This window comes from Streptomyces canus (assembly GCF_030816965.1).
GTDB lineage: Bacteria > Actinomycetota > Actinomycetes > Streptomycetales > Streptomycetaceae > Streptomyces > Streptomyces canus_E.
The window spans coordinates 6,703,163-6,725,186 of record NZ_JAUSYQ010000002.1 but is presented as its reverse complement, the minus strand read 5'-3'; the positions used below and the strand labels follow the sequence as shown (position 1 = coordinate 6,725,186).

At 70.1% G+C, this 22,024-nt stretch carries 19 protein-coding genes and 2 tRNA genes; 5 read left to right on the top strand and 16 right to left on the bottom strand.

Annotated features, from left to right (window positions below; translation table 11 throughout):
* Positions 1-4 precede the first annotated feature (4 nt).
* The 4 genes from QF027_RS32000 to QF027_RS31985 form a co-directional block, all read right to left on the bottom strand.
* Positions 5-78, bottom strand: a tRNA-Met gene (locus tag QF027_RS32000).
* A gap of 70 nt (positions 79-148) precedes the next feature.
* Positions 149-1,984 carry a tetratricopeptide repeat protein gene (locus QF027_RS31995; protein WP_307078573.1) on the bottom strand — a complete coding sequence of 612 codons (1,836 nt, stop codon included), beginning with the start codon at positions 1,982-1,984 and terminating at the stop codon, positions 149-151.
* Positions 1,985-2,190: 206 nt separating this feature from the next.
* A tRNA-Met gene (locus QF027_RS31990) sits at positions 2,191-2,264 on the bottom strand.
* A 54-nt stretch (positions 2,265-2,318) separates the two neighbouring features.
* Positions 2,319-5,261 carry a UPF0182 family membrane protein gene (locus QF027_RS31985; protein WP_306976571.1) on the bottom strand — a complete coding sequence of 981 codons (2,943 nt, stop codon included), beginning with the start codon at positions 5,259-5,261 and terminating at the stop codon, positions 2,319-2,321.
* A 200-nt stretch (positions 5,262-5,461) separates the two neighbouring features.
* Between QF027_RS31985 and QF027_RS31980 the strand changes: the two genes are divergently transcribed.
* The gene (locus QF027_RS31980; RefSeq protein WP_306976573.1) at positions 5,462-6,004 is read left to right on the top strand and encodes a PPA1309 family protein; all 543 of its coding nucleotides are present in this window, start codon (positions 5,462-5,464) and stop codon (positions 6,002-6,004) included.
* Between the two features lie 135 nt (positions 6,005-6,139).
* Here the strand turns inward: QF027_RS31980 and QF027_RS31975 are convergent, their stop codons facing one another.
* From QF027_RS31975 to QF027_RS31960, 4 genes are all read right to left on the bottom strand, one after another.
* Positions 6,140-7,237: a YlbL family protein gene (locus QF027_RS31975; RefSeq protein ID WP_306976575.1), complete on the bottom strand. Its 1,098-nt coding sequence runs from the start codon at positions 7,235-7,237 to the stop codon at positions 6,140-6,142.
* A gap of 61 nt (positions 7,238-7,298) precedes the next feature.
* Positions 7,299-7,463 (bottom strand): hypothetical protein, encoded by a 165-nt coding sequence (locus QF027_RS31970; RefSeq protein WP_266522128.1) that lies wholly within the window; start codon positions 7,461-7,463, stop codon positions 7,299-7,301.
* 122 nt (positions 7,464-7,585) lie between these two features.
* A complete protein-coding gene (locus QF027_RS31965) occupies positions 7,586-8,047 on the bottom strand; it encodes a molybdenum cofactor biosynthesis protein MoaE (RefSeq protein WP_306976578.1) in 462 nt (153 codons plus the stop codon).
* Positions 8,048-8,238: 191 nt separating this feature from the next.
* Positions 8,239-9,354 (bottom strand): SDR family oxidoreductase, encoded by a 1,116-nt coding sequence (locus tag QF027_RS31960; RefSeq protein WP_059204532.1) that lies wholly within the window; start codon positions 9,352-9,354, stop codon positions 8,239-8,241.
* A gap of 192 nt (positions 9,355-9,546) precedes the next feature.
* Here QF027_RS31960 and QF027_RS31955 point away from each other — a divergent pair, with 192 nt between their 5' ends.
* Together QF027_RS31955 and QF027_RS31950 are read left to right on the top strand one after the other, a co-directional pair.
* Positions 9,547-10,977, top strand: a complete 1,431-nt coding sequence (locus QF027_RS31955; RefSeq protein WP_306976582.1) for a zinc-dependent metalloprotease — start codon at positions 9,547-9,549, stop codon at positions 10,975-10,977.
* Complete coding sequence (locus tag QF027_RS31950) at positions 10,974-11,495, top strand: NUDIX hydrolase (RefSeq protein ID WP_307078569.1); 522 nt, start codon at positions 10,974-10,976, stop codon at positions 11,493-11,495. The genes QF027_RS31955 and QF027_RS31950 overlap by 4 nt, the downstream gene beginning before the upstream one ends.
* A gap of 110 nt (positions 11,496-11,605) precedes the next feature.
* On the opposite strand, the gene QF027_RS31945 is transcribed toward QF027_RS31950, so the two are convergent.
* From QF027_RS31945 to QF027_RS31930, 4 genes are all read right to left on the bottom strand, one after another.
* Positions 11,606-12,343 carry an AIM24 family protein gene (locus QF027_RS31945; protein WP_266559751.1) on the bottom strand — a complete coding sequence of 246 codons (738 nt, stop codon included), beginning with the start codon at positions 12,341-12,343 and terminating at the stop codon, positions 11,606-11,608.
* Between the two features lie 19 nt (positions 12,344-12,362).
* Entirely contained in the window at positions 12,363-13,040 is a 678-nt protein-coding gene (locus QF027_RS31940; RefSeq protein WP_306976587.1) for an AIM24 family protein, read from the bottom strand.
* A gap of 4 nt (positions 13,041-13,044) precedes the next feature.
* Positions 13,045-14,634, bottom strand: coding sequence for a TerD family protein (locus QF027_RS31935; RefSeq protein ID WP_307078567.1), 1,590 nt, complete (start codon positions 14,632-14,634; stop codon positions 13,045-13,047).
* A 114-nt stretch (positions 14,635-14,748) separates the two neighbouring features.
* Entirely contained in the window at positions 14,749-15,345 is a 597-nt protein-coding gene (locus QF027_RS31930) for a M48 metallopeptidase family protein (RefSeq protein ID WP_306976590.1), read from the bottom strand.
* A 261-nt stretch (positions 15,346-15,606) separates the two neighbouring features.
* Between QF027_RS31930 and QF027_RS31925 the strand changes: the two genes are divergently transcribed.
* Positions 15,607-16,824 (top strand): TOMM precursor leader peptide-binding protein, encoded by a 1,218-nt coding sequence (locus tag QF027_RS31925; protein WP_307082569.1) that lies wholly within the window; start codon positions 15,607-15,609, stop codon positions 16,822-16,824.
* Entirely contained in the window at positions 16,817-18,187 is a 1,371-nt protein-coding gene (locus QF027_RS31920; RefSeq protein WP_307078566.1) for an ABC1 kinase family protein, read from the top strand. The genes QF027_RS31925 and QF027_RS31920 overlap by 8 nt, the downstream gene beginning before the upstream one ends.
* Before the next feature lie 141 nt (positions 18,188-18,328).
* Here QF027_RS31920 and QF027_RS31915 read toward each other — a convergent pair whose 3' ends face one another.
* From QF027_RS31915 to QF027_RS31900, 4 genes are all read right to left on the bottom strand, one after another.
* Complete coding sequence (locus QF027_RS31915) at positions 18,329-18,652, bottom strand: hypothetical protein (protein WP_306976596.1); 324 nt, start codon at positions 18,650-18,652, stop codon at positions 18,329-18,331.
* Positions 18,649-19,017 carry a WhiB family transcriptional regulator gene (locus QF027_RS31910; protein ID WP_030784068.1) on the bottom strand — a complete coding sequence of 123 codons (369 nt, stop codon included), beginning with the start codon at positions 19,015-19,017 and terminating at the stop codon, positions 18,649-18,651. The genes QF027_RS31915 and QF027_RS31910 overlap by 4 nt, the downstream gene beginning before the upstream one ends.
* A gap of 175 nt (positions 19,018-19,192) precedes the next feature.
* Positions 19,193-19,516: a hypothetical protein gene (locus QF027_RS31905; RefSeq protein WP_306976599.1), complete on the bottom strand. Its 324-nt coding sequence runs from the start codon at positions 19,514-19,516 to the stop codon at positions 19,193-19,195.
* A 169-nt stretch (positions 19,517-19,685) separates the two neighbouring features.
* Complete coding sequence (locus tag QF027_RS31900; protein WP_307082567.1) at positions 19,686-22,010, bottom strand: ATP-dependent DNA helicase UvrD2; 2,325 nt, start codon at positions 22,008-22,010, stop codon at positions 19,686-19,688.
* Positions 22,011-22,024 lie beyond the last annotated feature (14 nt).

The following is a 22,024-nucleotide window of genomic DNA, read 5'->3' as shown; positions in this document are numbered from 1 at the left end:
TCAGTAGCGGGGACAGGATTTGAACCTGCGACCTCTGGGTTATGAGCCCAGCGAGCTACCGAGCTGCTCCACCCCGCGGCGATGAATGCAACGTTACGTGAAGGAGGAGGCCAGAGGCAAATCGCTTCCAGCGCTCCGCCGCGCATCGCTACGCCGACAGCTCCTCACGCAACGCGTCCCGCAGCCGAGCAGCCCGCTCGGACACCTCGGCCGGCCCCAGAGCCACCGCCCGATCAGCCCACCGCTGCCCTTCGGCCAGCTCCCCCCGACGCGCGTAGACGAGGGCCAATCGCAACGCCGCCCGCCCGTGCCCCGCGTCGGCCGCCCGGGTCCACCACACGGCGGCCTCCGGGTCACTGCCCTCCCTGGCGAGCAGCAGCCCCAGATTGAAGGCTCCGTTCCGGGACCCCGCCTCCGCGGCCTCCCGGTACCACCGGGCCGCCTCCACGACATCACCCCGAGCGGCGGCGAGCATGCCCACCCGCACCTGAGCGCGCCGGTGCCCCTGGGAGGCCGCCCGCTCGTACCACTCCTCGCACTCGCTCTTCCCCGCGTGCACCGGCTCACCGAGCGAGTGCGCGGGCACCGGCGGCCGCCGGGCGTCCAGCACGGTCGCCAGCCGGTACGCGGCCTCCGCGCTGCCGCCCCCCGCCGCACACCGCAGGTGCCGCTCGGCCTCGGTCTCGTCCCCGTCCCGCAGCCGGGCGATGCCGACCTGCAGCGCGGCCTCGGTGTGTCCGGCGGCAGCCGCCCGCTCGTACCACCGCAGAGCGACAGCTTCCTCGCCCCGCCCGGCGAACAGGATCCCGAGGTTGAACGCGGCGTCGACGCTCCCGGCCTCCGCGGCCTTGGAGAACCAGGGCTCCGCCCCGGCTGTGTCCCCGCCCTGGAGCAGCAGAATGGCGAGCGCGTTGGCCGCCTCCCGGTGCCCCGCGTACGCGGCCCGCCGGTACCACTGTTCGGCCTGCGCGGTCCGCGCCTGTTCGGCGCAGAGCAGCCCCAGGTTGTACGCGCCGTTGTCGTCACCGGCGTCCATCGCCGCCCGGTACCAGCGCTCGGCGGTCTGCGACTCGCCGCGCTCGGCGTGCAGGGCGCCCAGCGCGTTGGCCGCGTTGCCGTCCCCGTCCTGGGCGGCGCGCAGCCACCACACGGCGGCGCTCTCGGTGTCACCGGCGTCCCTCAGCAGGAACCCGAGGGCGCAGGCGGCCCGCGCCTCCCCGTCCTTGGCGGACGTCAGATACCAGCGCCCGGCCTCCTTGAGTGCACCGCGCCGCTCCAGTATCGCCCCGAGATGCAGCGCCGCCCGGCGGTGCCCCCGCGCGGCGGCCTGCCGGTACCACTGCTCGGCCTCGGCCCCCGCACCGTGGTCGTCCCCGACGTCCCCCTCGGGACCCAGCCGGCGGTCGAGCGCGCGGGCCAGCCGGTAGGCAGCCTCCCGGTGCCCCCGCTCGGCGGCGATCCGCATCCACTGCTCGGCGCCCGTGTCCCCGCGGTGCTCCAGCAGGTCGGCGAGCGCGTAGGCACCCAGCGCGTGCCCCTGCTCGGCGGACTGGCGCAGCCAGTACTCGGCGGCGGGCTCGTCGCCCCGCTCACGGTGGTGGCGTCCCAGCGCGTGCGCGGCCGCGGCGGATCCGGCGACGGCGGCGATCCGCCACCAGCCGGCGGCGTCCTCGGCGTAACCGCGCTGGTGCAGCAGGACACCCAGGTTGTTGGCGGCGGCCCGGTCGCCCGCGGCGGTGGCGGCACGCAGATGGGGCTCGGCTCCGTCGAGGTCGCCGCGGCGCAGCAGGAGGGCGCCGAGGACGCTCATCGCCTCGACGTCACCGGTCTGCGCGGCAAGGCGCTGACGTGCCTCCTCGGCAGCCTCCCCGGTCTCGTCCCGGTCCATGGGCTGCGACAAGTCGCCCGTCGACTCCGAAAAATCGGCAGGCTGCACAAAACGCCCTGTCTCCAACAGAGTTGCCTTGTCCCCCATAACGTCCATCGTCGCACCACCTGCAACCTGGGTACACCTGGTATACCGCAGCCAGTGAGGTCACTTCAGCGTTTTGTCGACATGCCCACAGAACGACAAGTGAAACACAGTTCCCGCCAACTGCCCCCGGCGGCACGGCCGTCGATTCCTCGGCACATGCGTTCGCACATCACGAAGGCCCGGATCCTTTTCAGGATCCGGGCCTTCGTTTCCAGTAGCGGGGACAGGATTTGAACCTGCGACCTCTGGGTTATGAGCCCAGCGAGCTACCGAGCTGCTCCACCCCGCGCCGTTGTGTTGCAACCGTATCACGGCGCGGGGTGAGCATCTGACCAGCTGCTGATCAGCCGCTCGGACTGGCGCTCGGACTACTGCTGGGACTGCTCCTGGGGCTCGGACTGCCGCTGGGACTCGGGCTGCCACTGGGCTTCGCGCTGCTGCCGCCGCTCTTGTCCGCCGCGGCCTGCGCGTCCTCGGCCCGCTTGAGCGCGTCCTCCAGATCCTTCTGGGCCCGGCCGTACGCCTCCCAGTCGCCCTTCTTCAGGGCTTCCTGGCCGGCGTCGAAGGCCTTCTGGGCGTCGTCCAGCGCCTGTTGGACCGTCGGGTTGCCGGAGGCCGGCGGCGGCTTGGTGGTCCCGCCGTCGTCATCCGGTGGCTGGGTCGTCGAACCGTCCGCGCCGAAGACCTTGTTCAGGGCTTCGTCGAGGGTGTCCTCGAAGGCCGTGTTGCCGCCGTAGGTCACCAACACCTTCCGCAGCAGCGGGTACTTGAGTCCACCACCGCGTACGTAGACCGGCTCCACATAGAGCAGTCCTCCGTCGAGCGGCACCGTCAGGAGATTGCCGTACTCCACATTGGAGTCGCCTCTGTTGAGGAGGCTGATGGTCTCGGCGATGTCCTGTTCGGAGTTGAACTGGCTCTGCACCTGTTTGGGCCCGTTGACCGTGGTGTTGGTCGGCAGTTTCAGGATTCTGATCTTGCCGTAGTCGCTGGTGCCCGCCTCGGCGTCGACCGACATGAACGCGCTGAGGTTGTCCCGGCCGTTGGGCGTGAACGTCGTCGTGAGCGAGAACGCCTGTGCCGGCTGGTCGGGCATCTTCATGCTCAGGTAGTACGGCGGTACCGCGTCGCCCGACTTGTTGGTCGGGTCGTCCGGCACCTGCCACACCTCGCTGCCGCTGAGGAAGGTGTCCGCGTCCTCGACGTGATAGCGCGCCAGCAGCTCACGCTGGACCTTGAACAGGTCCTGTGGGTACCGCAGATGAGCCATCAGGTCGGTGGAGATGTCCTTCTTCGGCTCCACCGTGCCCGGGAACGCCTTCATCCAGGTCTTGAGGACCGGGTCCTTGGTGTCCCACTGGTAGAGCTTGACCTCGCCGGTGTACGCGTCGACGGTCGCCTTCACCGAGTTGCGGATGTAGTTGACCTGGTTCTGCTGGGCCACCACCGCGCGAGAGTTGTTGGTCGCGGTCAGCGAGTCGGCCGTCGTGTCACCGAGGGTCGTGCGGGAGGAGTACGGGTAGCCGTTCGTCGTCGTGTACGCGTCGACGATCCACTGGATCTTGCCGTTCACCACCGCCGGATAGGCGTCGCCGTCGATGGTCAGCCAGGGGGCGACCGCCTCGACGCGCTGCTTGGGCGTGCGGTTGTACAGGATCCTCGAGCCCTCGCCGATCGCTCCGGAGTAGAGGATCTGCGGCTCGCTGAACGCCACCGCGTACGCGGCCCGGTTGACCGGGTTGGAGAGGTTGACCCCGCTCTTGGCCTTGTAGCTGTAGGTCTTCTCACCGTCGTCGTCGGAGTAGTCGATCTCCTTCTGGGGGCCGCCGACGATCGAGTACTCGGTGGTCTTCTCGCCGTAGTAGACGCGCTGCTGGTACGTCCCGAGGTCGCCCTTGGACGGCAGGTTGGACTCGGTGAAGACCGGGCGGCCCTCGGCGTCGGCCTCGGTGCCCTTCGCGGCGACCACGCCGTAACCGTGGGTGTAGCGGAAGTGGTCGTTGATCCAGTTGTTCTTCGGGATGCCGGCGAGGTTCAGCTCGCGCAGACCGATGACCGTGTCCTGATCTCCGGCGTTCTTGCCGTCCTTGCTGTAGCGGTCGACGTCCAGGTTCGTCGGGAACGCGTAGTAGTTCCGCATCTGCTGGAGCTGCTGGAACGTCGGCGAGACCACGTTGGGGTCCACGACCCGGATGCTCGCCGTGGCGTCGATGTCGTCGCGCAGCTTGGTCTTGTCGGTGGTGGTGGGCTTGCCGTCGTACTCGGTGACCTGGGTGTCATCGATGCCGTACGCCTCACGCGTCGCCTTGAGGTTCTTCGTGACGTACGGCGCTTCCTTGGCCTGCTCGTTCGGCTGGACCTGGAACTTCTGGACGATCGCGGGATAGAGCCCGCCGATCAGGATCGCCGAGAGCACCATCAGACCGAAGCCGATCACGGGCAGCTGCCAGGTGCGCCGCCACAGGGTGGCGAAGAACAGCAGGGCGCAGATGACGGCGATGCAGAACAGGATCGTCTTGGCCGGCAGATAGGCGTTCGCGTCGACGTACCTGAGGCCCGTCCAGCTGTCGGTCGCCTTGAAGTCGCTGGACTTGACCGCGAGGCCGTACCGGTCGAGCCAGTACGCGACCGCCTTCAGGGCGACGAAGACGCCGAGCAGCACCGACAGGTGCCCGGTCGCGGCGGCCGTGGCCCGCGCGCCCGGGGAGGTGATCCTGAGACCGCCGTACAGGTAGTGAGTGAGCGCGGCGGCGATCACCGAGAGGATCGCTGCCGCGAAGCCGAAGCCGAGCAGGAACCGGTACCAGGGCAGGTCGAAGGTGTAGAAGGAGATGTCGAGGTGGAACTGCGGGTCCTTCTGGCCGAAGGAGACGCCGTTGACCCACATCAGCCAGGTCCGCCACTGACTGGAGGCGGAGGCGCCGGCGATCAGGCCCACCAGGGAGACGATCCCCAGCAGCAGCCACCTCTTGTAGGGCGCGATGCCCATCCGGTAGCGATCGAGGTTCTGCTGCTCCATGGACATGGCGCTCAGCGGCGGGCGCAGCCGGTGGGCCAGCCAGATGTTGAAGCCGACCGCGAGGGCCATCAGCACACCGAAGACGAAGAACAGCCCGATCTTGGTCCACAGCGTGGTGGTGAACACGGACGAGTAGTTCACCGACCGGTACCAGAGCCAGTCCGTCCAGAAACCCGCGAACATGGTGAACGCCATGCCGAGAACGGCAAGGACGCCCAGCGTCATGAGCAGGGTCCGGGCGCGCCGGGACGGGCGGCCCACTCTCATCCGCGGCCCCGTCGGGCCTCCGCCGCGGTCCGGCATCTGGAAAGCCAAGGTGCGCACCTCGAAGTTCGCTGTCGATCCGTCAGGCCCCCGTGTTCGCGAGCCCCTCCGTGGCCCCCGTGATCGCGGGCCCACACCTATGCAACTTACTCACCGTTTACTCGGTTCCCGATTCCGGTGACGAACGAGGCAGGATTGTGACCATGTCCAACACTCCCATGGCGGCGAGCCCGCTCACCCGGGCCGTACTCGAGATCGACGAGTACGCCTCCGGCCTCGGCTGGGACCAGCCCGCTCGCCTCTTCGCCCTCGTAGACACCGCACAGCTGCGCGCTCAGGAACCCGCTCTCGCGAGCCAGCTCGGTCTGGAGGACGCGCAGGAGTCCTCGGGTCTGACCCCCATCGAGCAGGACGAGATTCCCGCGGGCAAGCCGCTCGACGAGTTCCTCGGCACCATCGCGTGGCCCGACGCGGTCGTCGGCTGCGCGCTCACCGTGGAGCGCCTGATGCTGCCGCCGTCCGCCGAGGCGTCCGTCCCGCAGGGGCTGAGCGAGGACGGGTTGGCGAAGTGGGTCGCCGAGCACCCGGCGCGCCAGGAGGTCCGTATGACGGTCGCGGTCCTGCGCGACGGCACCCGCGACTCGGCCCTGCGCCTGCGCGAGAAGGACTCCCCGACGGAGGTCCTCACGGGCCGCGACCTGGTTCCCGGCCTGGCGGAGGCCCTGTCGGCGACGTTCGCGGACTGAGATCTTCCAGGTCTTCCAGCTTTTCCAGGTCTTCCAGCTTTTCCAGGTCTTCCAGGTCTTCCAGGTCTTCCGGTACGACGACGGGGGCGCCCTCGGTGTGAGGGGCGCCCCCGTCGTCGTACACGCGCGTGCCGGTCAGCTCTTGGTCGTGCACTTCGGCAGGTCGGACGTCCTGCCCTCGCGGATGTCCTTGAGCGCGCCGAGGGCGTCGTCGATGGTGTTCACCTTGACCAGGGTGAGCCCGCCGGGGGTGTCCTTGGCGGCGGCCGCGCAGTTGTCGGCGGGCGTCAGGAAGTACTGGGCGCCCTTGTCGCGCGCGCCGACCGTCTTCATCTCGATGCCGCCGATCGGGCCGACCTTGCCGTCGTCGTCGATCGTCCCGGTGCCGGCGACGAACGTGCCGCCGGTCAGGCTGCCCGGGGTGAGCTTGTCGTAGATGCCGAGCGCGAACATCAGACCGGCGCTCGGGCCGCCGACGTCGGCGAGCTTGATGTCGACGGTGAACGGGAAGGTGTGGTCGGTCCCGGCGGCGATCCCGACGATGGCGCGCTTCTCGCCCTCGTCGTCGGACGTCCTGGTCGTGATCGTGATCTTCTGGGTCTTCGACGCCGTCCGGTGCGCCTTCTCCGCGGCGGCCTGCTCCTTCGCGGGCACGATCGTGAACACGACGTCCTCGCCGGGCTTGTGCTTGGTGACCAGCTTGGCGACGTCGTCCGGCGCCTTCACCGTCGTACCGTCGACGGCCTTGATCACGTCACCTGCGTGCAGTCTGCCCTCTGCCGGGGAGTCCTTCACGACGGTGGAGACGATCACCCAGGCCTGCACCGGGACGTCCAGTTCCTTCAGGGCGGCGACCTTGGCGCTCTCCTGGGACTGGCTGAACTCCTCGGCGTTCTCCTGAGTGGACTGCTCCTCGGTCTTGCCGTCCGGATAGAGGGTGTCGTGCGGTACGACCTTGTTGTCGTGCGCGAGCCAGCCGTACACGGCCTCGACGAGGTTCATCTTGTAGTCGGCGCTGGTGACCCGGACCGTGGTCATGTTCAGGTGACCGCTCGTCGGATACGTCTTGCGCCCGGAGATCTGCAGCACCGGCTCGCCGCCGTGGTCCCCGAGGGTGTTCACCGTGGGGCCCGGTGACATCTCGGCATAGGGCACTTTGATGAAGACTCCCGCGCACAGGAGTGCGATCAGCATCAGGGTGGAGGCGAGCATCGTCGCGGTGCGGCGTGGCATGGCACGACAGTACGGGACGCTCCTGTCGGACCATTGTCAGGGCGCCGTCGTCACCCGGTCGTCAGGTACCGGAGTGCGACTTCTCCATCGCGGCGCGGAAACGGGCGTAACCGTCGAGCTCGGGGCCGTCACTGCGCATCCGCCGGGTCCGGTTGGCCCAGCTGCCCCACAACCCGGCGGCGACCGCGGCCACGAACGGAATCAACAACCAGATGAGCGCCCCCATGCCGACCTCCCGACCCCGCGCTGAACGACCGCCAAAACTGACTGATCAGCAGATTAACCATCCGCACTGACAACGCTCACGCCAGGGGGACAGTTACGCAACCGGAGGGGCGAAGGAAGGGCTCAGCAGGCGCCGACCCATTCCTCCGAACCGTCAGAAAACGTCTGGTGCTTCCAGATCGGCACTTCGTGCTTGAGATCGTCGATCAGCTTCCGGCAGGCCTCGAAGGCCTCTCCCCTGTGAGGGCAGGAAACGGCGACGACGACGGCGAGATCCCCGACCCCGAGATCCCCGACCCGATGCACGGCGGCGAGGGCCCGCACCGGAAACTCGGCGACGACCTTTTCGGCGACCCGCCGCATCTCGGCCTCGGCACTGGGGTGACACGAATACCCGAGCTTGTCGACGTCGGCTCCCCCGTCGTGATTCCTGACGGTCCCGACGAACAGGGCGGTCCCCCCGGCGGAGTCGTCCCCGACGGCCCGGAAGACCTCGTCGAGGGAGAGCGCGGTCTCACGGACGGCGATCAGCTTGATGGGGTCCTGCGCGGCCTGCTCGCCGGGATGGTCGTAAGTCGGTGCCATGCGTCCATCGTGCCGCACGCCGGAGACAACGGGGAACAGCGTGATCGTCCGGCACGCGTGCGTGGAGCTTTGGAGCGACCTACAGCCGCTCCGGCGTTCGAGGAGCGGGGATCCAGTGGGCGGAGCCCCCTGAGAACGGGACGGGTAGGGGCGGCGGGGGCGAGAGGAACCCGGCGCCGACCCCGGCACCCTCAGATCCGCCGCCGCGCCTTCCGGGCCCGCCGCACCACAGCCGCCGCACCGAGCAGCGCCACCGTCGCCCCCGCGGCCCCCGCTGCCGTCGCGTCCTTCCGCCCCAGCCGCCGCCCGGCGACCGTGTGCCGCCCGGCGACCTCCTCCAGCAGCTCCGCGAGCACCTCCTCGTTGGTCCACTGCGGCCGCCACCCGGCGTCATGCAGCCGGCTCCCGCTCACCACCCAGGGGTACATCGTGTACGCGAGATCCCCCGCGGGAGACGGCGTCAGCCCGATCCGGTGCAGCCGGGCCGCTGCCCCCAGCGCGACCGCCGACGGCAGCTCCATCCGGCGGATCCCGCTGAGCTCCTCGATCTCCTCCTGCTCCAGCCACCCGTCGCATCCGACGGCCAGCTCGCCGTCGACCTTCTCCAGGACGGCGTACTCCAGAGCGCTGCACAGATCCTCGACATGGCAGAACTGCCAGGCGGGCCGGGACCCGGCCACGACCAGCAGCCGCGGGGACTCGAAGTACCGGGTCAGAGCGGTGTCGGTCCCTCCGCCCACCAGCACGGCAGGCCGCACGACGGTGACATTGAGCCCGGGATGTGCCCGAGGGGCCCGCCGCGCGAGCCGCTCGATCTCCAGCAGATCCCCGACCCCGGTCGCCTCCGCTGTGGCCCGCAGCTCGGCGTCCTCCGAGAGGGGCAGTTCGTTGTCCGGAAGCGCCCCGTAGACCATGGCGGAGGTGCACAGCACGACCCGGTGGACACCGGCGGCCGCCGCGGCGGTCAGCACGGTCTGTGTCCCCCGGACGTTGTACGCCGTACGCGCGGCCGGGTCCGTCTCCAGATCGAGGTCGAGTGCCAGATGCACCACGACGTCGGCCCCGCGCAGTTTCTCCGCGATGGCCGGATCCCGCACATCCAGGATGTGCCACTGCGCCGCGGCGCACTCACCACGCCGCTCGTCCAGCGCGATGACCTGCTTGATCTCCTCCGAGGCGGCCAGCCGCTCGGTGAGCAGCGCTCCGATGCCGGACGCGGCACCGGTGACCGCGACGACTGGCCGGAGCGCGGCGGGGTTGGTTGACTGGTTTCGCGCTGCGCGAACCTGCGGATCAGGGGAACTCACCGGGCGTCTCCAGCGGTTGTCTTCAGTAGGAACGCGAGTGACGCGTACGTACCAGGTGGCATCCATCCTGCCGCAGGCGGAGAGTCGGCGGAGCACCGAGGCCCTAACGGCCGTCGGTGTCTACGCTGGGGGGTGTTATCGGGCAGCCGCGCCGCCGGAGGCAACCGGTGGCCTTACCAGCCGAGGAATCCCGTGAGTGACACCCCATTCGGATTCGGCCTTCCGCCGGAGGAGCCGGACGACGGCGACGAGGGCAAGAAGAAGGACCAGGAGAGCGGTGGTGGTCAGGGACCGGCCAACCCGTTCGGTTTCGGCGGTCTGCCCGGAGCCGGAGGCTTTGGCGGCCCCGGTGCGGACAATCCGCTCGCAGCCATGTTCGGTTCACTGAACCCCACCGACCTGGGCGCCGCCTTCCAGCAGCTGGGCCAGATGCTCTCGTACGAGGGCGGCCCCGTGAACTGGGACATGGCCAAGCAGATCGCCCGCCAGACGGTGTCCCAGGGCACCGCGGACGGCACCAAGGACGCGAGCATCGGCCCCGCCGAGCGCACCGCGGTCCAGGAGGCCGTGCGCCTTGCGGACCTGTGGCTCGACGACGCGACGTCGCTGCCGTCCGGGGCGGGCTCCGCCGTGGCATGGTCCCGCGCGGAGTGGGTCGAGGCGACCCTGCCCGCGTGGAAGGAGCTCGTCGACCCGGTCGCCGAGCGCGTGGGCAATGCCATGGGTGATGTCCTGCCGGAGGAGATGCAGGCCATGGCGGGCCCGCTGATCGGCATGATGCGCTCGATGGGCGGGGCCATGTTCGGCACCCAGATCGGGCAGGCCGTGGGTGTGCTCGCGGGCGAGGTCGTCGGCTCCACCGACATCGGCCTGCCGCTCGGCCCGGCCGGCAAGGCCGCGCTGCTGCCGGCGAACATCGAGGCCTTCGGCAAGGACCTCGGCGTGCCCAAGGACGAGGTGCGGCTGTATCTCGCCCTGCGCGAGGCCGCCCACCAGCGCCTCTTCGCGCACGTGCCGTGGCTGCGCTCGCACCTGTACGGCGCGGTCGACGGCTACGCGCGCGGGATCAAGGTCGACACCGCCAAGCTGGAGGACGTGGTCGGCCAGTTCGACCCGCAGAACCCCGAGCAGCTGCAGGACGCCCTTCAGCAGGGGATGTTCCAGCCGGAGGACACCCCGGAGCAGAAGGCGGCCCTGGCCCGTCTGGAGACCGCGCTGGCGCTCGTGGAGGGCTGGGTGGACGCGGTGGTCCACGCGGCCGCGAAGCCGCGTCTGTCGTCCGCCGACGCGCTGCGCGAGACCCTGCGCCGCCGCCGCGCCTCGGGCGGTCCGGCCGAGCAGACGTTCGCCACGCTGATCGGGCTCGAGCTGCGTCCGCGCCGCCTGCGGGACGCCTCCCGTCTGTGGGCCTCGCTCACCGACGCACGCGGTGTCGACGGCCGTGACGGCCTGTGGTCCCACCCGGACATGCTGCCGACCGCGTCCGACCTGGACGACCCGGACGGCTTCGTGCACCGTGAGCAGCTGGACTTCTCCGAGCTGGACAAGATGCTCGGCGAGGCCGCGGACAAGCCCGACCTCAAGAAGAAGGACGACTCCACCGAGGGCGGCAGCGCAGAGTGACCCTCCATGACGACGCCGCCCTGGTCCTCAAGGGATACGAGGACCAGGCGGATCTTCGCCAGGCCTACCTGGACCATCTGGCGGCACACCCGGACGGCATGTGGAAGGCCTGCGAGGAGGGCCACATCACGGCGAGTGCCCTGGTCGTCGACCCCGAGCGCGGCCGGGCTCTGCTGACCCTCCACAAGAAGCTGGGCATGTGGCTGCAGATGGGCGGCCACTGCGAACCGGGCGACACCTCCCTGGAGGCGGCGGCCCTGCGCGAGGCGACGGAGGAGTCCGGCATTCCTGGCCTGACACTGCTGCCGGGCGGCCCGGTGCGCCTGGACCGGCATCCGATTCCGCCGCCGTGCCACTGCCACTTCGACGTCCAGTACTCGGCGCTCGCTCCGTCCGGGGCCGTGGAGACGGTCAGCGACGAATCGCTCGACGTGCGGTGGTTCGCCTACGACGAGGTGGCGGCCGTGGCGGACGATTCGGTCGTACGACTGCTGGAAGCGACCCGCTCGAGGCTGTGAGCTTTTCTCGGCCCACGTGCTCGGCCCATGTGCTCGGCCCATGTGCTCGAGCCATGTTGTAGGGGGCGACCGCCCATGGTGGTCGCCCCCTACAGGTGCCGTCCGGGACGTCAGCTGTTGCTGCCGCCCAGGGAGTTGCCGCGCATGCCGAACTGGCCGAGCACGCCGCCGTTGCGCATGCCCTGCGGCGGCAGCAGTTCGCTGGGCTGGACCAGGACGTGGCCCGTGCCGCCGAAGTGCATCTCCCAGCCTTCGCCGGTGGTCCCCCGGCGGCGCCACACTCCGGAGGTGGAGGTGGGCGCCTGGAGCTGGGTGCGCAGGGACGTGGACCAGGCGATGACGGCGTCGGAGTCGACGCAGACGTTCTTGTCCGGTCCCACCTCCAGCACGAGCGGCTCGCCGGAGGTCATGAGGACGACCTGGCCGGAGCCGGACAGCTCCAGGTTGTAGGCGCCCGCGGCGGCCACCTCGACGGCGCTGTCCACCGCGACGATGCCGACACCGAGGGAGCCGTCGAAGGCCAGGACGTAGGAGCTGTCGACCGTGATGCCCCTGCCGACCTCCATGATGTGCAGGTGCTGGGCGAGGTTGGCCAGGTAGACGATGCCGTTGCCCTTGCAGCGCATGAGTTCGAGGCGCTCGCCGGTCATCCGCTCGACGTTGCGCCAACTGCGGTTGCGGTACTGGCTGTCGAACTCGACCTGACCCTCGAAGGCCACCATGGCGCCCTGCCGGGCGAGAACGGCGCTGCTGCCCTGGGTGACGTCGGTCTTCAGGAGCTGCGGGTTCTGCAGGGTGTAACGCCCGGTCGACTCGACCGGGACATGTGCGAACAGTGTGCTGTGCATGATGTGCCTGGTGCTCCCCTCAGCCCCGGATCTTGAATCGGTCGCCGGTGTCCTCGCTCGGCTGGACGACGACGAAGCCCTGTCCCTTGAAGCCGATCTGGAAGGCCTCGCCGCTGCCGCGGCCGATGAGGGCGCTCGCCTTGATGGTGCGGCGGGCCTTCATCTCCAGGCCGGTCGTCCAGGCGACGAGGGCGTCCGGGTCGACGTACGTCTCGCGTTCGGCGCAGTCCAGGGCCATCGGGATGCCCCGGCTGACCAGGGCGACCCAGCCGGTGCCCTTGATGACGAGATTGGTCAGGCCCGAGCCGGACAGCTTGGCGAGTCCCTTGACCGGCTCGATGGCCAGTTCCAGTGAGGCGTCGCAGGCCAGCAGGGTGGCGCCGTTGACCGAGAGTGCCTCGCCGTTGAGGTGCAGGACGAGGATGTCGCCGCCGTAGTCCGCGAGATACAGGTCGCCGTCGCCGCGGGCCAGCATCAACTTGCCGCCCTCGCCGCTGACCATCTCCTCCGCCGAACGGCGCAGGCTCGCGGGCGCCCCGTCGAACTGCACGTAACCGTCGTACGCGATCATCGAGCCGGCCTTGGCGATCAGGTCCTGCCCGGTGACCATGGTGACCTTGAGCGTCTTGGAGCTGTGCACACTCATACGGACGCCGGTCGGGGCGGCGCGGTGCGCACTCAGAGTCTGGGAGTCCATGGCCTCACACCTCGAAGGGCTGTACGACGACGAAGTTGCCCGGGGCACCGCGGAACTGGAGGTTCACGGCCTCGGTGGTCTGCCGGGCGTACCCGGAGCGGCGCAGCCTGAGCGAGGTCGTGGTGACCGCCTGCGCGCCGGCGGACCAGGCGATGACGGCGTTGCCGTCGACATAGGTGGCCGCGCCGACGGGGAGGACGACGGGCACGCCGCGTGTCTTGACGACGACCGCTCCCGTGCCGGAGAAGAGCATGCTGAAGAAGCCCCCGCCGGGCAGTCCCGCGCCCTCGATGCGGCGGACCTCGGTCTCCAGGGACTCGTCGAAGGCGAGCACGCCCTGGGCGCTGGTGTAGATCTGCTCACCCTGGAGGCGGATGACGAAGACACGGCTGGCCTCGTCGGCGAGGAACACCTCGCCGTTGCCCGTACAGCGCATCAGGGACATGCCCTGGCCGGTGAGCGCCCCGGTGAGCTTGCCGAGCAGGCCCGAGCCCTTGTGGGCGAAGTCGATGTCGCCCTGGTAGGCGACCATGCTGCCCTGCTTGGCGAGGATGGGAGCGTCCTTGGTGAGTGTGGCCCGCACCAGGTTCGTGTTCTGCTCGGTCCAGCGGTCGCCGACGGGGGCTTCCGCGTATTTCGTCAGGACGACCCGGACGTTGGCCTCGGGCGGCACAGGGGCGAGCTGGGTGCCGCCGCCGAAGGGCTGGGCCTGGCCGGGGAAGGCTCCGGGGGCACCGGGGGGCGCGAACTGGCCGGCGACTGCGCCCGGAGGCGTGAACTGGCCCGCGGGTGCGCCGGGGGGCGCGAACTGCCCCGCCGGAGGTGCGCCGGGCGGCGTGAAGGTCTGTCCCGGAGGTGTGAACGTCTGCGGGCTCGTCGGCGCGGTGGGCGCGGGCGGGGTGGTCCCGGCGGCCGGCGGAGCGGCGGGCGAGGGCGCCGCCTGAGCGGGGGCCGGGGGCGCGCCGAACGAAGGTGCCGGCGCGGTGGCCTGCGGGGGCGGGGCGAAGGCCGGCGCCTGGGACTGGGCCGGGACGGCGGGCTGCTGGGGCGCGGCCTCGGGCTCCTCCTCGGCGACCTCGCCGCCGAAGTTCTTCAGCAGCGCGTCGAGGCCGCCGTCGAAGCCCTGGCCGACTGCGGCGAACCGCCAGACGTCCTTCAGATACAGGTCGCCCAGCATCACGGCACGCTCGGTGGAGAACTCGCTGCCCTCGAAGGAGTACCGGGCCACTTCCTCGCCACCGGCGACGATCCGGAGGTAGCCGGGGGCGATCTGGGACATCTGGCCGGCACCGTCGATCGTCGCCGTGAACGACAGCTTCTGGATCTGCGACGGAATCTGATCGAGCGTGACCCGGAACGACTCCGTGTCGCCCGACTGCGCGCCCAGGAGCTGGATGGAGTCCTCGGGGGACTTCGGCTGGTTGAAGAAGATGAAGTACCGGTCGTCCGAGAGCCGTTCGTCGGCGTCGAGGCCGAAGCAGCTGATGTCGAAGGTCAGTCCGGGGCCGGAGATCTGCACGCCTACGTACAGATCCGTACCCGCGGTCAGGTCACTGATCTTGGCCTTGTGGCCGCGTTGGAATTCCCTGGCCATGCGTAACGACCGTCCCCATCCCGAATACGAGTGCGTCGCGACAGGCTAACGGCAAACTCGGACACCGGTGCAGGTCGGTACAGATCCGGTACAAAAACCCGTTCGAGTCGGCGGTCACTCCTCGCCGGCGACCGGAAGGCGCGGCAACCGGTCCGCGGCGACCACGCCTTCGAGATAGCCCTTGGCCCGCTCAGTGCGCGGATAGGCCTCCAGCAGCCGCCAGAAACGGGGCCCGTGTCCGGGCACCAGCAGATGCGCGAGCTCATGGAGCAGGACGTAGTCGACGACGTACTCCGGCATGCCCTGGAGCCGGTGCGAGAGCCGGATGCTGCCCTCGGACGGGGTGCACGAGCCCCAGCGGGTGTTCTGGTTGGTGACCCAGCGGACCGAGGCGGGCCGTGCCCGGCCGTCGAAGTACTGGGCCGAAAGCCGCTGGGCACGCTCGGAGAGCTCGGTGTCGCCGAGGACCCGTTTGCTCTCCTGGGCGGCCAGCTTGTCGAGCATGACGCTCACCCAGCGCTGCTCCTCGGCCTCGGACATCCGGGCAGGGATGAGCACGACGGTGCGATCGCCCTCGCGGTACGCGGAGACCGTCCGGCGGCGACGGCTGCTCCTGCGCACCTCGATCGCGCTCGCCCCCGAGCCGCTCGGCGGCTGGCTCGTCGTACTGCGCTGTGGCTTTCCGGCGCTGTGCAGTGGGTCGGCGGGCACGCCCTGACGTTACCCGCTGCACACGGGTGAAGTCCCGACTCCGGGACGGTTCGGTTCCGATCGCCCGCCATGCGTCTGATTTGTACGACGAATGGCCCTCACCTGTGGACAACTTTCGACACGTGCCGGCCGGGTCCGGGCATGCTGGCACCGCCGCCTGAGCCGCGACCGGCCGTCGTCCGGGCTCCGGCGACGCACGGGGACGTTCTACGAGGGCTACGGGGGCCTGTCATGCAAGCAGTGATTCCGCTCGAGCAAACAATGGTTCCGCAGATGAAACCCGCGCTCCGACGCGGCTGGCGCGATCTCAACACCGTGCAGTTCGGGATGACCCCGGCGCACGCGATGACGCTGGGTCCCATGGACACGGCGACGGGCAGCTTCCTCGACCTGCTCAACGGCACGCGTGGTCTCGCGCTGCTGCGGGAGGAGGGACACCGTATGGATCTGCCCGAGGGTCATGTCGACACGCTGGTGGGACGGCTCGCGCGCGCCGGGCTCATCGACGACGCGAGGGGCGGTGGGCCGGACGCGGACGCGCTGCGCGGGAAGAAGGAGGTCCTCGACCGGCTGGCACCCGACCTGGCGTCCCTGTCGCTGACCACCTCGGAGCCGGGTGACGCGATGAGGCTTCTGGCTGCCCGCCGTTCGCTGCGTGTGCAGATCAGGGGCGCCGGCCGGGTGGGTGTGGTGCTGGCCGCGCTGCTCTCGGGCGCCGGCATCGGGGAGGTCGACGTGCGGGACAGCGGGCGGGTCGAGCCCTGGGACGTGGCCCCGGGTGGGCTGCCCGCCGGCTCCGTCGGCGACCGCAGGGACACGGCCGCACGCCGGGCGGTTTCCGTGGCGGCTCCGGGGCGCCCGCCCCGCGGTGGCTCCCGGGCCTCGGCCGGGTCGGACGACCCCGGTTTCTCCCTGGTGGTCCTGGCCCCGCGGGACGACGTCGACGTGCACGCGCCCGCCCCGGCCACCGGCGAGCCCCTCGTCCGGTCCGGCACACCTCATCTGTACGCCGGTGTGGTCGAGGCGACAGGAGTGGTCGGCCCTCTCGTCCTGCCGGGCGAGACAGGCTGCGCGGGCTGTCTGCACGAGACGCGGACCGACCGCGACCAGGCCTGGCCCCGGCTGGTCGCCCAGTGGCGTTCAGGCAGCAGACGGCTTTCGGCGCGGCCCTGTGACCTGGCACTGGCCACTACAGTCGCCGGACTTGCGGCCGGGCACGCGCTCGCTTTCCTGGACGGCCGCCTCCCGTCGAGCGCGGGGGCCCGCTGGGAGGTCTCGCTGCCCGGTCTGAGCTGGCACGCGCGGCCGGTCTGGCCGCATCCCGCATGTCCGTGCGGGGCCGCCGAGAAAGGTAAGGGAGAACACACCTCCAAGGAGGAGGCTGCGCACGAGACAATGAGGAAGCAAGGGTCGTCGGAGGAGTCGTGCCGCAAGGCAACCGCGCCACGGCCTGCTGGGACCTGGAGGGCGCATGTCTGATCTTCCCCGGAAGGCGGTCACCCGGACCGCCAAGCTCGCCGCGCTCCCGCTCGGCTTCGCCGGGCGGGCCACCTGGGGACTCGGCAAGCGGATCGTGGGCGAGTCCGCGGAGATCGTCGGCCGCGAGCTGCAACAGCGCACCGCCGACCAGTTGTTCAAGGTGCTCGGGGAGCTCAAGGGCGGTGCCATGAAGTTCGGCCAGGCCCTGTCCGTCTTCGAGTCGGCGCTCCCCGAGGAGGTCGCCGGCCCCTATCGCGCGGCCCTGACGAAGCTGCAGGAGGCCGCGCCTCCTATGCCGACCCGCACCGTGCACACCGTGCTCGAGGAGCGGCTGGGCGAAGACTGGCGGGAGCTGTTCGCCGAGTTCGACGACAAGCCCTCCGCGGCGGCGTCCATCGGCCAGGTGCACCGGGCCGTGTGGCACGACGGGCGGGAGGTGGCGGTCAAGGTCCAGTACCCGGGAGCCGGCGAGGCCCTGCTGTCCGACCTGAACCAACTGGGCCGCTTCGCCCGTCTGCTGGGGCCCCTCGTCCCCGGGATCGACATCAAGCCGCTCATCGCCGAGTTGCGCGACCGGGTCTCGGAGGAACTCGACTACGGCCTGGAGGCACAGGCCCAGCAGGCCCACGCGGAGGAGTTCGCGGACGATCCGGACGTCGTGGTCCCGGCCGTGGTCCATCAGAGCGACCAGGTCCTGATCACGGAGTGGATCGAGGGTGTGCCGCTGTCGGAGGTGATCTCCGACGGCACCCAGGAGCAGCGCGACCGCGCCGGACAACTCCTGGCCCGTTTCCTCTTCTCCGGCCCCGCGCGCACCAGCCTGCTGCACGCCGACCCGCACCCGGGCAACTTCCGACTCCTGCCCGGCGGTCCTGGCGGCGAGGAGGACTGGCGCCTGGGCGTCCTGGACTTCGGCACGGTCGACCGGCTTCCCGGCGGTCTGCCGGACACCATCGGCACCTCCCTGCGCATGACGCTGGACGGCGAGGCGGAAGCGGTCTACGAACTCCTCCGCGTGGAGGGCTTCGTCAAGGAGTCGATAGAGCTGGACCCTGACGCGGTCCTCGACTACCTCCTCCCGATCATCGAACCGGCCGAGGTCGACGAGTTCACCTTCACCCGCGGCTGGATGCGCAGCCAGGCCGCCCGGATCGCAGACCCCCGCTCCCCCGCCCACCAACTGGGCAAACAGCTCAATCTCCCCCCGGCATACCTCCTGATACACCGGGTCACGCTGAGCACCATCGGCGTTCTGTGCCAGCTGGGCGCGACGGTCCGGCTGCGTGAGGAACTGGAGGAGTGGCTGCCGGGGTTCGTGCCGGAGGAGGAGCTGGACGAGGAGGGTTCCGCGGCGGAGGCGTGAACGGGTCTTCGTCACAACGCGCAACGCACCGCGGGGGCCGGTCCGTTCGGACGGACCGGCCCCCGCGGGGGAGAGCTTCCGCCTCCCGGTGAGCTCGGTTCTGCTCGGCTCGGGAGGCCACCGCTTCAGGTGTGGGTCGGACTACTGCATGACGGCGATGGCGAGCGCACGGCGAGCACGCAGGGAGGCGCGCTCAGCCCTGCGCTGCATCCGGCGGGCGGTCGCCAGGCGGATCGCCCGGCGTTCCTGCTCGGCCTCATGCAGCCGGTCGTGCATATGCGCACGAGCCAGGGCTTCTGGAATGAGTTGCATCTCTCGGGTCCTGTTCTGACGCGAGTCGGACGCGTCGGTGGTGGTGAAGTCTGGGATCGCGGAGCCTGTGGGCTCGCTGGTGGACGGCTTCATCGGGGCCTGCTTCGTGGGGTCGTTCGTGAGGGGACGGTCGATCGTTCCTGCGGTGTTCATGCCGTGACCGGGTTCTTGCGCGGGCGACCACGCGGCCGCTTCCGGGCGACGACGACACCCTGGACGAACAACTCGCCACCCCAGACGCCCCAGGGCTCACGCCGCTCCTTGGCGCCGGCGAGGCAGGCCTCCATCAGCGGGCAGGTGCGGCAGAGGGACTTGGCGTACTCGACATCGGCCGGCGACTCGGCGAAGAAGACCTCCGGGTCGTAGGAACGGCAGGGGACGGGTACGCCGAGGTTCTCGATGGCGTCGTCGAGCGCGGTGAGCGCGGTGAGCGGAGTCAAGGCGGAGTCCTCCGTGAGGCCGGGCGGGGGGATCGTTTCGGAAGGCGGTACGGACGGGGCGTGCGCTTCGAGTTGCACGGTTCGTCTTCCTCGTCTGTTCGGTCCGGCCCTGTTGGACCGGTAGTCGCTTGGTACCGGGTTCTTTTCTTGTCCCGAGGCCCCTTCGCTCCGCTCTCCCCGTTCGGGGAAAACAGAAGGGCCGCGGATCCCGGATGGGGTTCCGCGGCCCTGAAGGCGCCGGCCTGATCGACGATCAGGCTGGATCACTCCAGGGTTCTGGCCCACGGAAGGCCCACATCAGGTGGTGCTGCGTCGTCTGCTTCCGGAATCCGGCACCGGCCGCCGCAAAGGCATAGACATGCGCCTGTGCCACTACTGCTTCCAGTGCCTTGGTCGGTCGCTCATTGCGCTCACGGACGGGAAGGACCGCGAGAGACACGGAGGACGCCGGACGCGCGGCAGGAATGCCGGACAGACCGGTGCCCAGGTTCGAAACGCCGAGCATGCACGCGGAGACGACCGAGCGATCGGTCATTTTGGCCGTGGTGACGGCCGCGCTGCTGTTGATGCTGATCACTTCAATCGCCTCCTCTCGGCGTCTCTGGGGACGGCGGCGCGAGCCGCTGTCCGACGGAAATGCAAGTAGAACACGGAATCGGGGCCTCCGAGAAGGCCTCCGTCCCCGTGGCTAAGAACCTATGGGGATTGCTGGGGCATGCGCAAACTATTTTTCCGACGAGTTGGGATCAGGCCTCATCTTCTTCTTCCGAAACCTCCTGGCCTGCACAGATGGTCAGCACATCGGCTCCGTACCGGTTGAGCTTGCGCATACCGACGCCCGGGATCCGCGCGAGCTCGTGCTCGTCGTCGGGCACGGCCTCAGCGATCGCCATCAGGGTCTTGTCCGTGAAGACGCAGAAGGCCGGCTGTCCGCTGCGTTGCGCCTGCACCGCACGCCAGTCGCGCAAGCGCTCGTAGAGTCCCTCGTCCATGTCGGAGGGACAGTCCTCGCAACGCATGAGCTTCATCTCGCCTGCGTCGGTGAGCGTGCGCCCGCACACACCGCAGCGCGCCGGGGTGCGCTGGGTGCGTCTCGGAGCGGCGCCGGCGGGGCTTGTGAAGCCGCGTTCGACACCTCCGGAACCGCCACCCGCAGTCCGCCCCGCGGTGGCGGTGGAGCCGGGGCGCAGTCCGTCGAGGAAGCGGCTGGGGCGGCGGCTGGGGCGGCCGCCGGGCGAGCGGGAGAGCGACCAGGAGACGTGAAGGCGCTCGCGGGCGCGGGTGACACCGACGTAGAGGAGCCGGCGCTCCTCCTCGATCTGCTCGTCCGTCTTCGCGTAGGTGATCGGCATCATGCCCTCGGCGACACCGACCAGGAACACGGCGTCCCACTCCAGACCCTTGGCCGAGTGCAGGGAGGCGAGGGTGACGCCCTCGACGGTCGGGGCGTGCTGGGCGCCGGCCCGCTCGTCGAGTTCGGCCACGAGGTCGTTCAGAGTGGCGCCGGCTCCCGCGGCGGCGAAGTCCTGCGCGAGGTTCACCAGTGCGGCCAGCGATTCCCAGCGCTCCCTGACGGCCCCGGAGCCGGCCGGCGGCACGGTGGTCCAGCCCTCGCCCGACAGCACGGCGCGCACCTGCGAGGGCAGGTCGACGGCGTCGTCCAAGCGTGAGTCGTTGCCGCCGAAGCGGGCCGCGCCCCGGAGATTGACGATGGCCCTGCGTACCTCGGGTCGGTCGAAGAACCGCTCGGCGCCGCGCAGCTGGTAGGGCACTCCGGCGTCGGCCAGGGCCTGTTCATAGGTCTCGGACTGGGAGTTGGTGCGGAACAGGACGGCGATCTCGCTGGCCCGGACGCCCGCGTCCATGAGCTCCCGGATGCGGCGGGCGGCTCCCTCGGCCTCGGCGGGCTCGTCGGTGTACTCGGTGTAGACGGGCTCGGGGCCGGGCCGGCGCTGGGAGATCAGTTCCAGCCGGTGGTCGGCGGCGCGGCCGCGGGCCTGGGCGAGCAGGCCGTTGGCGAGATGGACGACCTGGGGCGTGGAGCGGTAGTCGCGGACCAGTTTGACGACGGTGGCGCCGGGGTGGCGGGTACGGAAGTCGAGGAGATGGTCGGGAGTTGCGCCAGTGAAGGAGTAGATCGTCTGGCTGGCGTCACCGACGACGCACAGGCTGTCGCGGCGCCCGAGCCACAGATCCAGCAGACGCTGCTGAAGGGGGCTGACGTCCTGGTACTCGTCGACGACGAAGTGCTGGTACTGGGAACGGACCTGTTCGGCGATGTCGTGCCGGTCCTGGAGGATGGCGACGGTCAGCAGCAGGACGTCCTCGAAGTCGATGACGGCGCGATCGCGTTTGAGGTCCTCGTAGGCGGAGTAGAGCTGTGCGATCTCGGCTGCGGCGCGAGGGGTCTCGCGGCCGGCCTTCGCTGCCGCGAGGGCGTAGTCGGAGGGGACGGTCTGGGTGACCTTGGACCATTCGATCTCGCCGGTGACATCCCTCAGCTCACCCCGGTCGAGGCGGATGCGGCAGGCAGCGGCCGCGTCGGCGACGAGCTGGATCTTGCGGTCGACGAGCCGGGGCATGGACCCACCGACGGCTTTCGGCCAGAAGTACTGGAGCTGGCGCAGGGCCGCCGAGTGGAACGTACGCGCCTGGACGCCCGCGGCGCCGAGCTGGCGCAGTCGCCCGCGCATCTCTCCGGCGGCGCGGTTGGTGAAGGTGACGGCGAGCACGCTGGAGGGCTGGAGGATTCCGGCCCGCACCCCGTAGGCGATGCGGTGGGTGATCGCCCGGGTCTTGCCGGTACCGGCGCCCGCCAGCACGCACACCGGCCCGTGCAGGGCGGTGGCCACCTCGCGCTGCTCGGGATCAAGCCCTTCGAGCACCGCGTCGGCCGAGTCCGGTGTGCGCGGGAAGAGCGTGGAGTGCGTTGCTGCTGTCACACGGCCATGCTGCCAGGTCGGCGGAGACGGGTGAGCCGGTTGTCCACAGGCAGGTAGCCCCAGTCGTACTAATGCGGCAGGCGTCACCTGGCCGGGCACCCCGAGTCGGGAATGGCGCCCAGGTCGCATGCGTTCCGTCAACG

What these genes read in the sequence shown, in the direction of transcription:
- QF027_RS31925 (WP_307082569.1), top strand. Translation starts at nt 15,607, where the DNA reads ATGGTTCCGCAGATGAAACCCGCGCTCCGACGCGGCTGGCGCGATCTC.
- QF027_RS31940 (WP_306976587.1), bottom strand. Translation starts at nt 13,040, where the DNA reads ATGGACTCCCAGACTCTGAGTGCGCACCGCGCCGCCCCGACCGGCGTC.
- QF027_RS31945 (WP_266559751.1), bottom strand. Translation starts at nt 12,343, where the DNA reads ATGCACAGCACACTGTTCGCACATGTCCCGGTCGAGTCGACCGGGCGT.
- QF027_RS31900 (WP_307082567.1), bottom strand. Translation starts at nt 22,010, where the DNA reads ATGCGACCTGGGCGCCATTCCCGACTCGGGGTGCCCGGCCAGGTGACG.
- QF027_RS31970 (WP_266522128.1), bottom strand. Translation starts at nt 7,463, where the DNA reads ATGGGGGCGCTCATCTGGTTGTTGATTCCGTTCGTGGCCGCGGTCGCC.
- QF027_RS31975 (WP_306976575.1), bottom strand. Translation starts at nt 7,237, where the DNA reads ATGCCACGCCGCACCGCGACGATGCTCGCCTCCACCCTGATGCTGATC.
- QF027_RS31965 (WP_306976578.1), bottom strand. Translation starts at nt 8,047, where the DNA reads ATGGCACCGACTTACGACCATCCCGGCGAGCAGGCCGCGCAGGACCCC.
- QF027_RS31920 (WP_307078566.1), top strand. Translation starts at nt 16,817, where the DNA reads ATGTCTGATCTTCCCCGGAAGGCGGTCACCCGGACCGCCAAGCTCGCC.
- QF027_RS31915 (WP_306976596.1), bottom strand. Translation starts at nt 18,652, where the DNA reads ATGAACACCGCAGGAACGATCGACCGTCCCCTCACGAACGACCCCACG.
- QF027_RS31980 (WP_306976573.1), top strand. Translation starts at nt 5,462, where the DNA reads ATGTCCAACACTCCCATGGCGGCGAGCCCGCTCACCCGGGCCGTACTC.
- QF027_RS31985 (WP_306976571.1), bottom strand. Translation starts at nt 5,261, where the DNA reads ATGAGAGTGGGCCGCCCGTCCCGGCGCGCCCGGACCCTGCTCATGACG.
- QF027_RS31995 (WP_307078573.1), bottom strand. Translation starts at nt 1,984, where the DNA reads ATGGACGTTATGGGGGACAAGGCAACTCTGTTGGAGACAGGGCGTTTT.
- QF027_RS31935 (WP_307078567.1), bottom strand. Translation starts at nt 14,634, where the DNA reads ATGGCCAGGGAATTCCAACGCGGCCACAAGGCCAAGATCAGTGACCTG.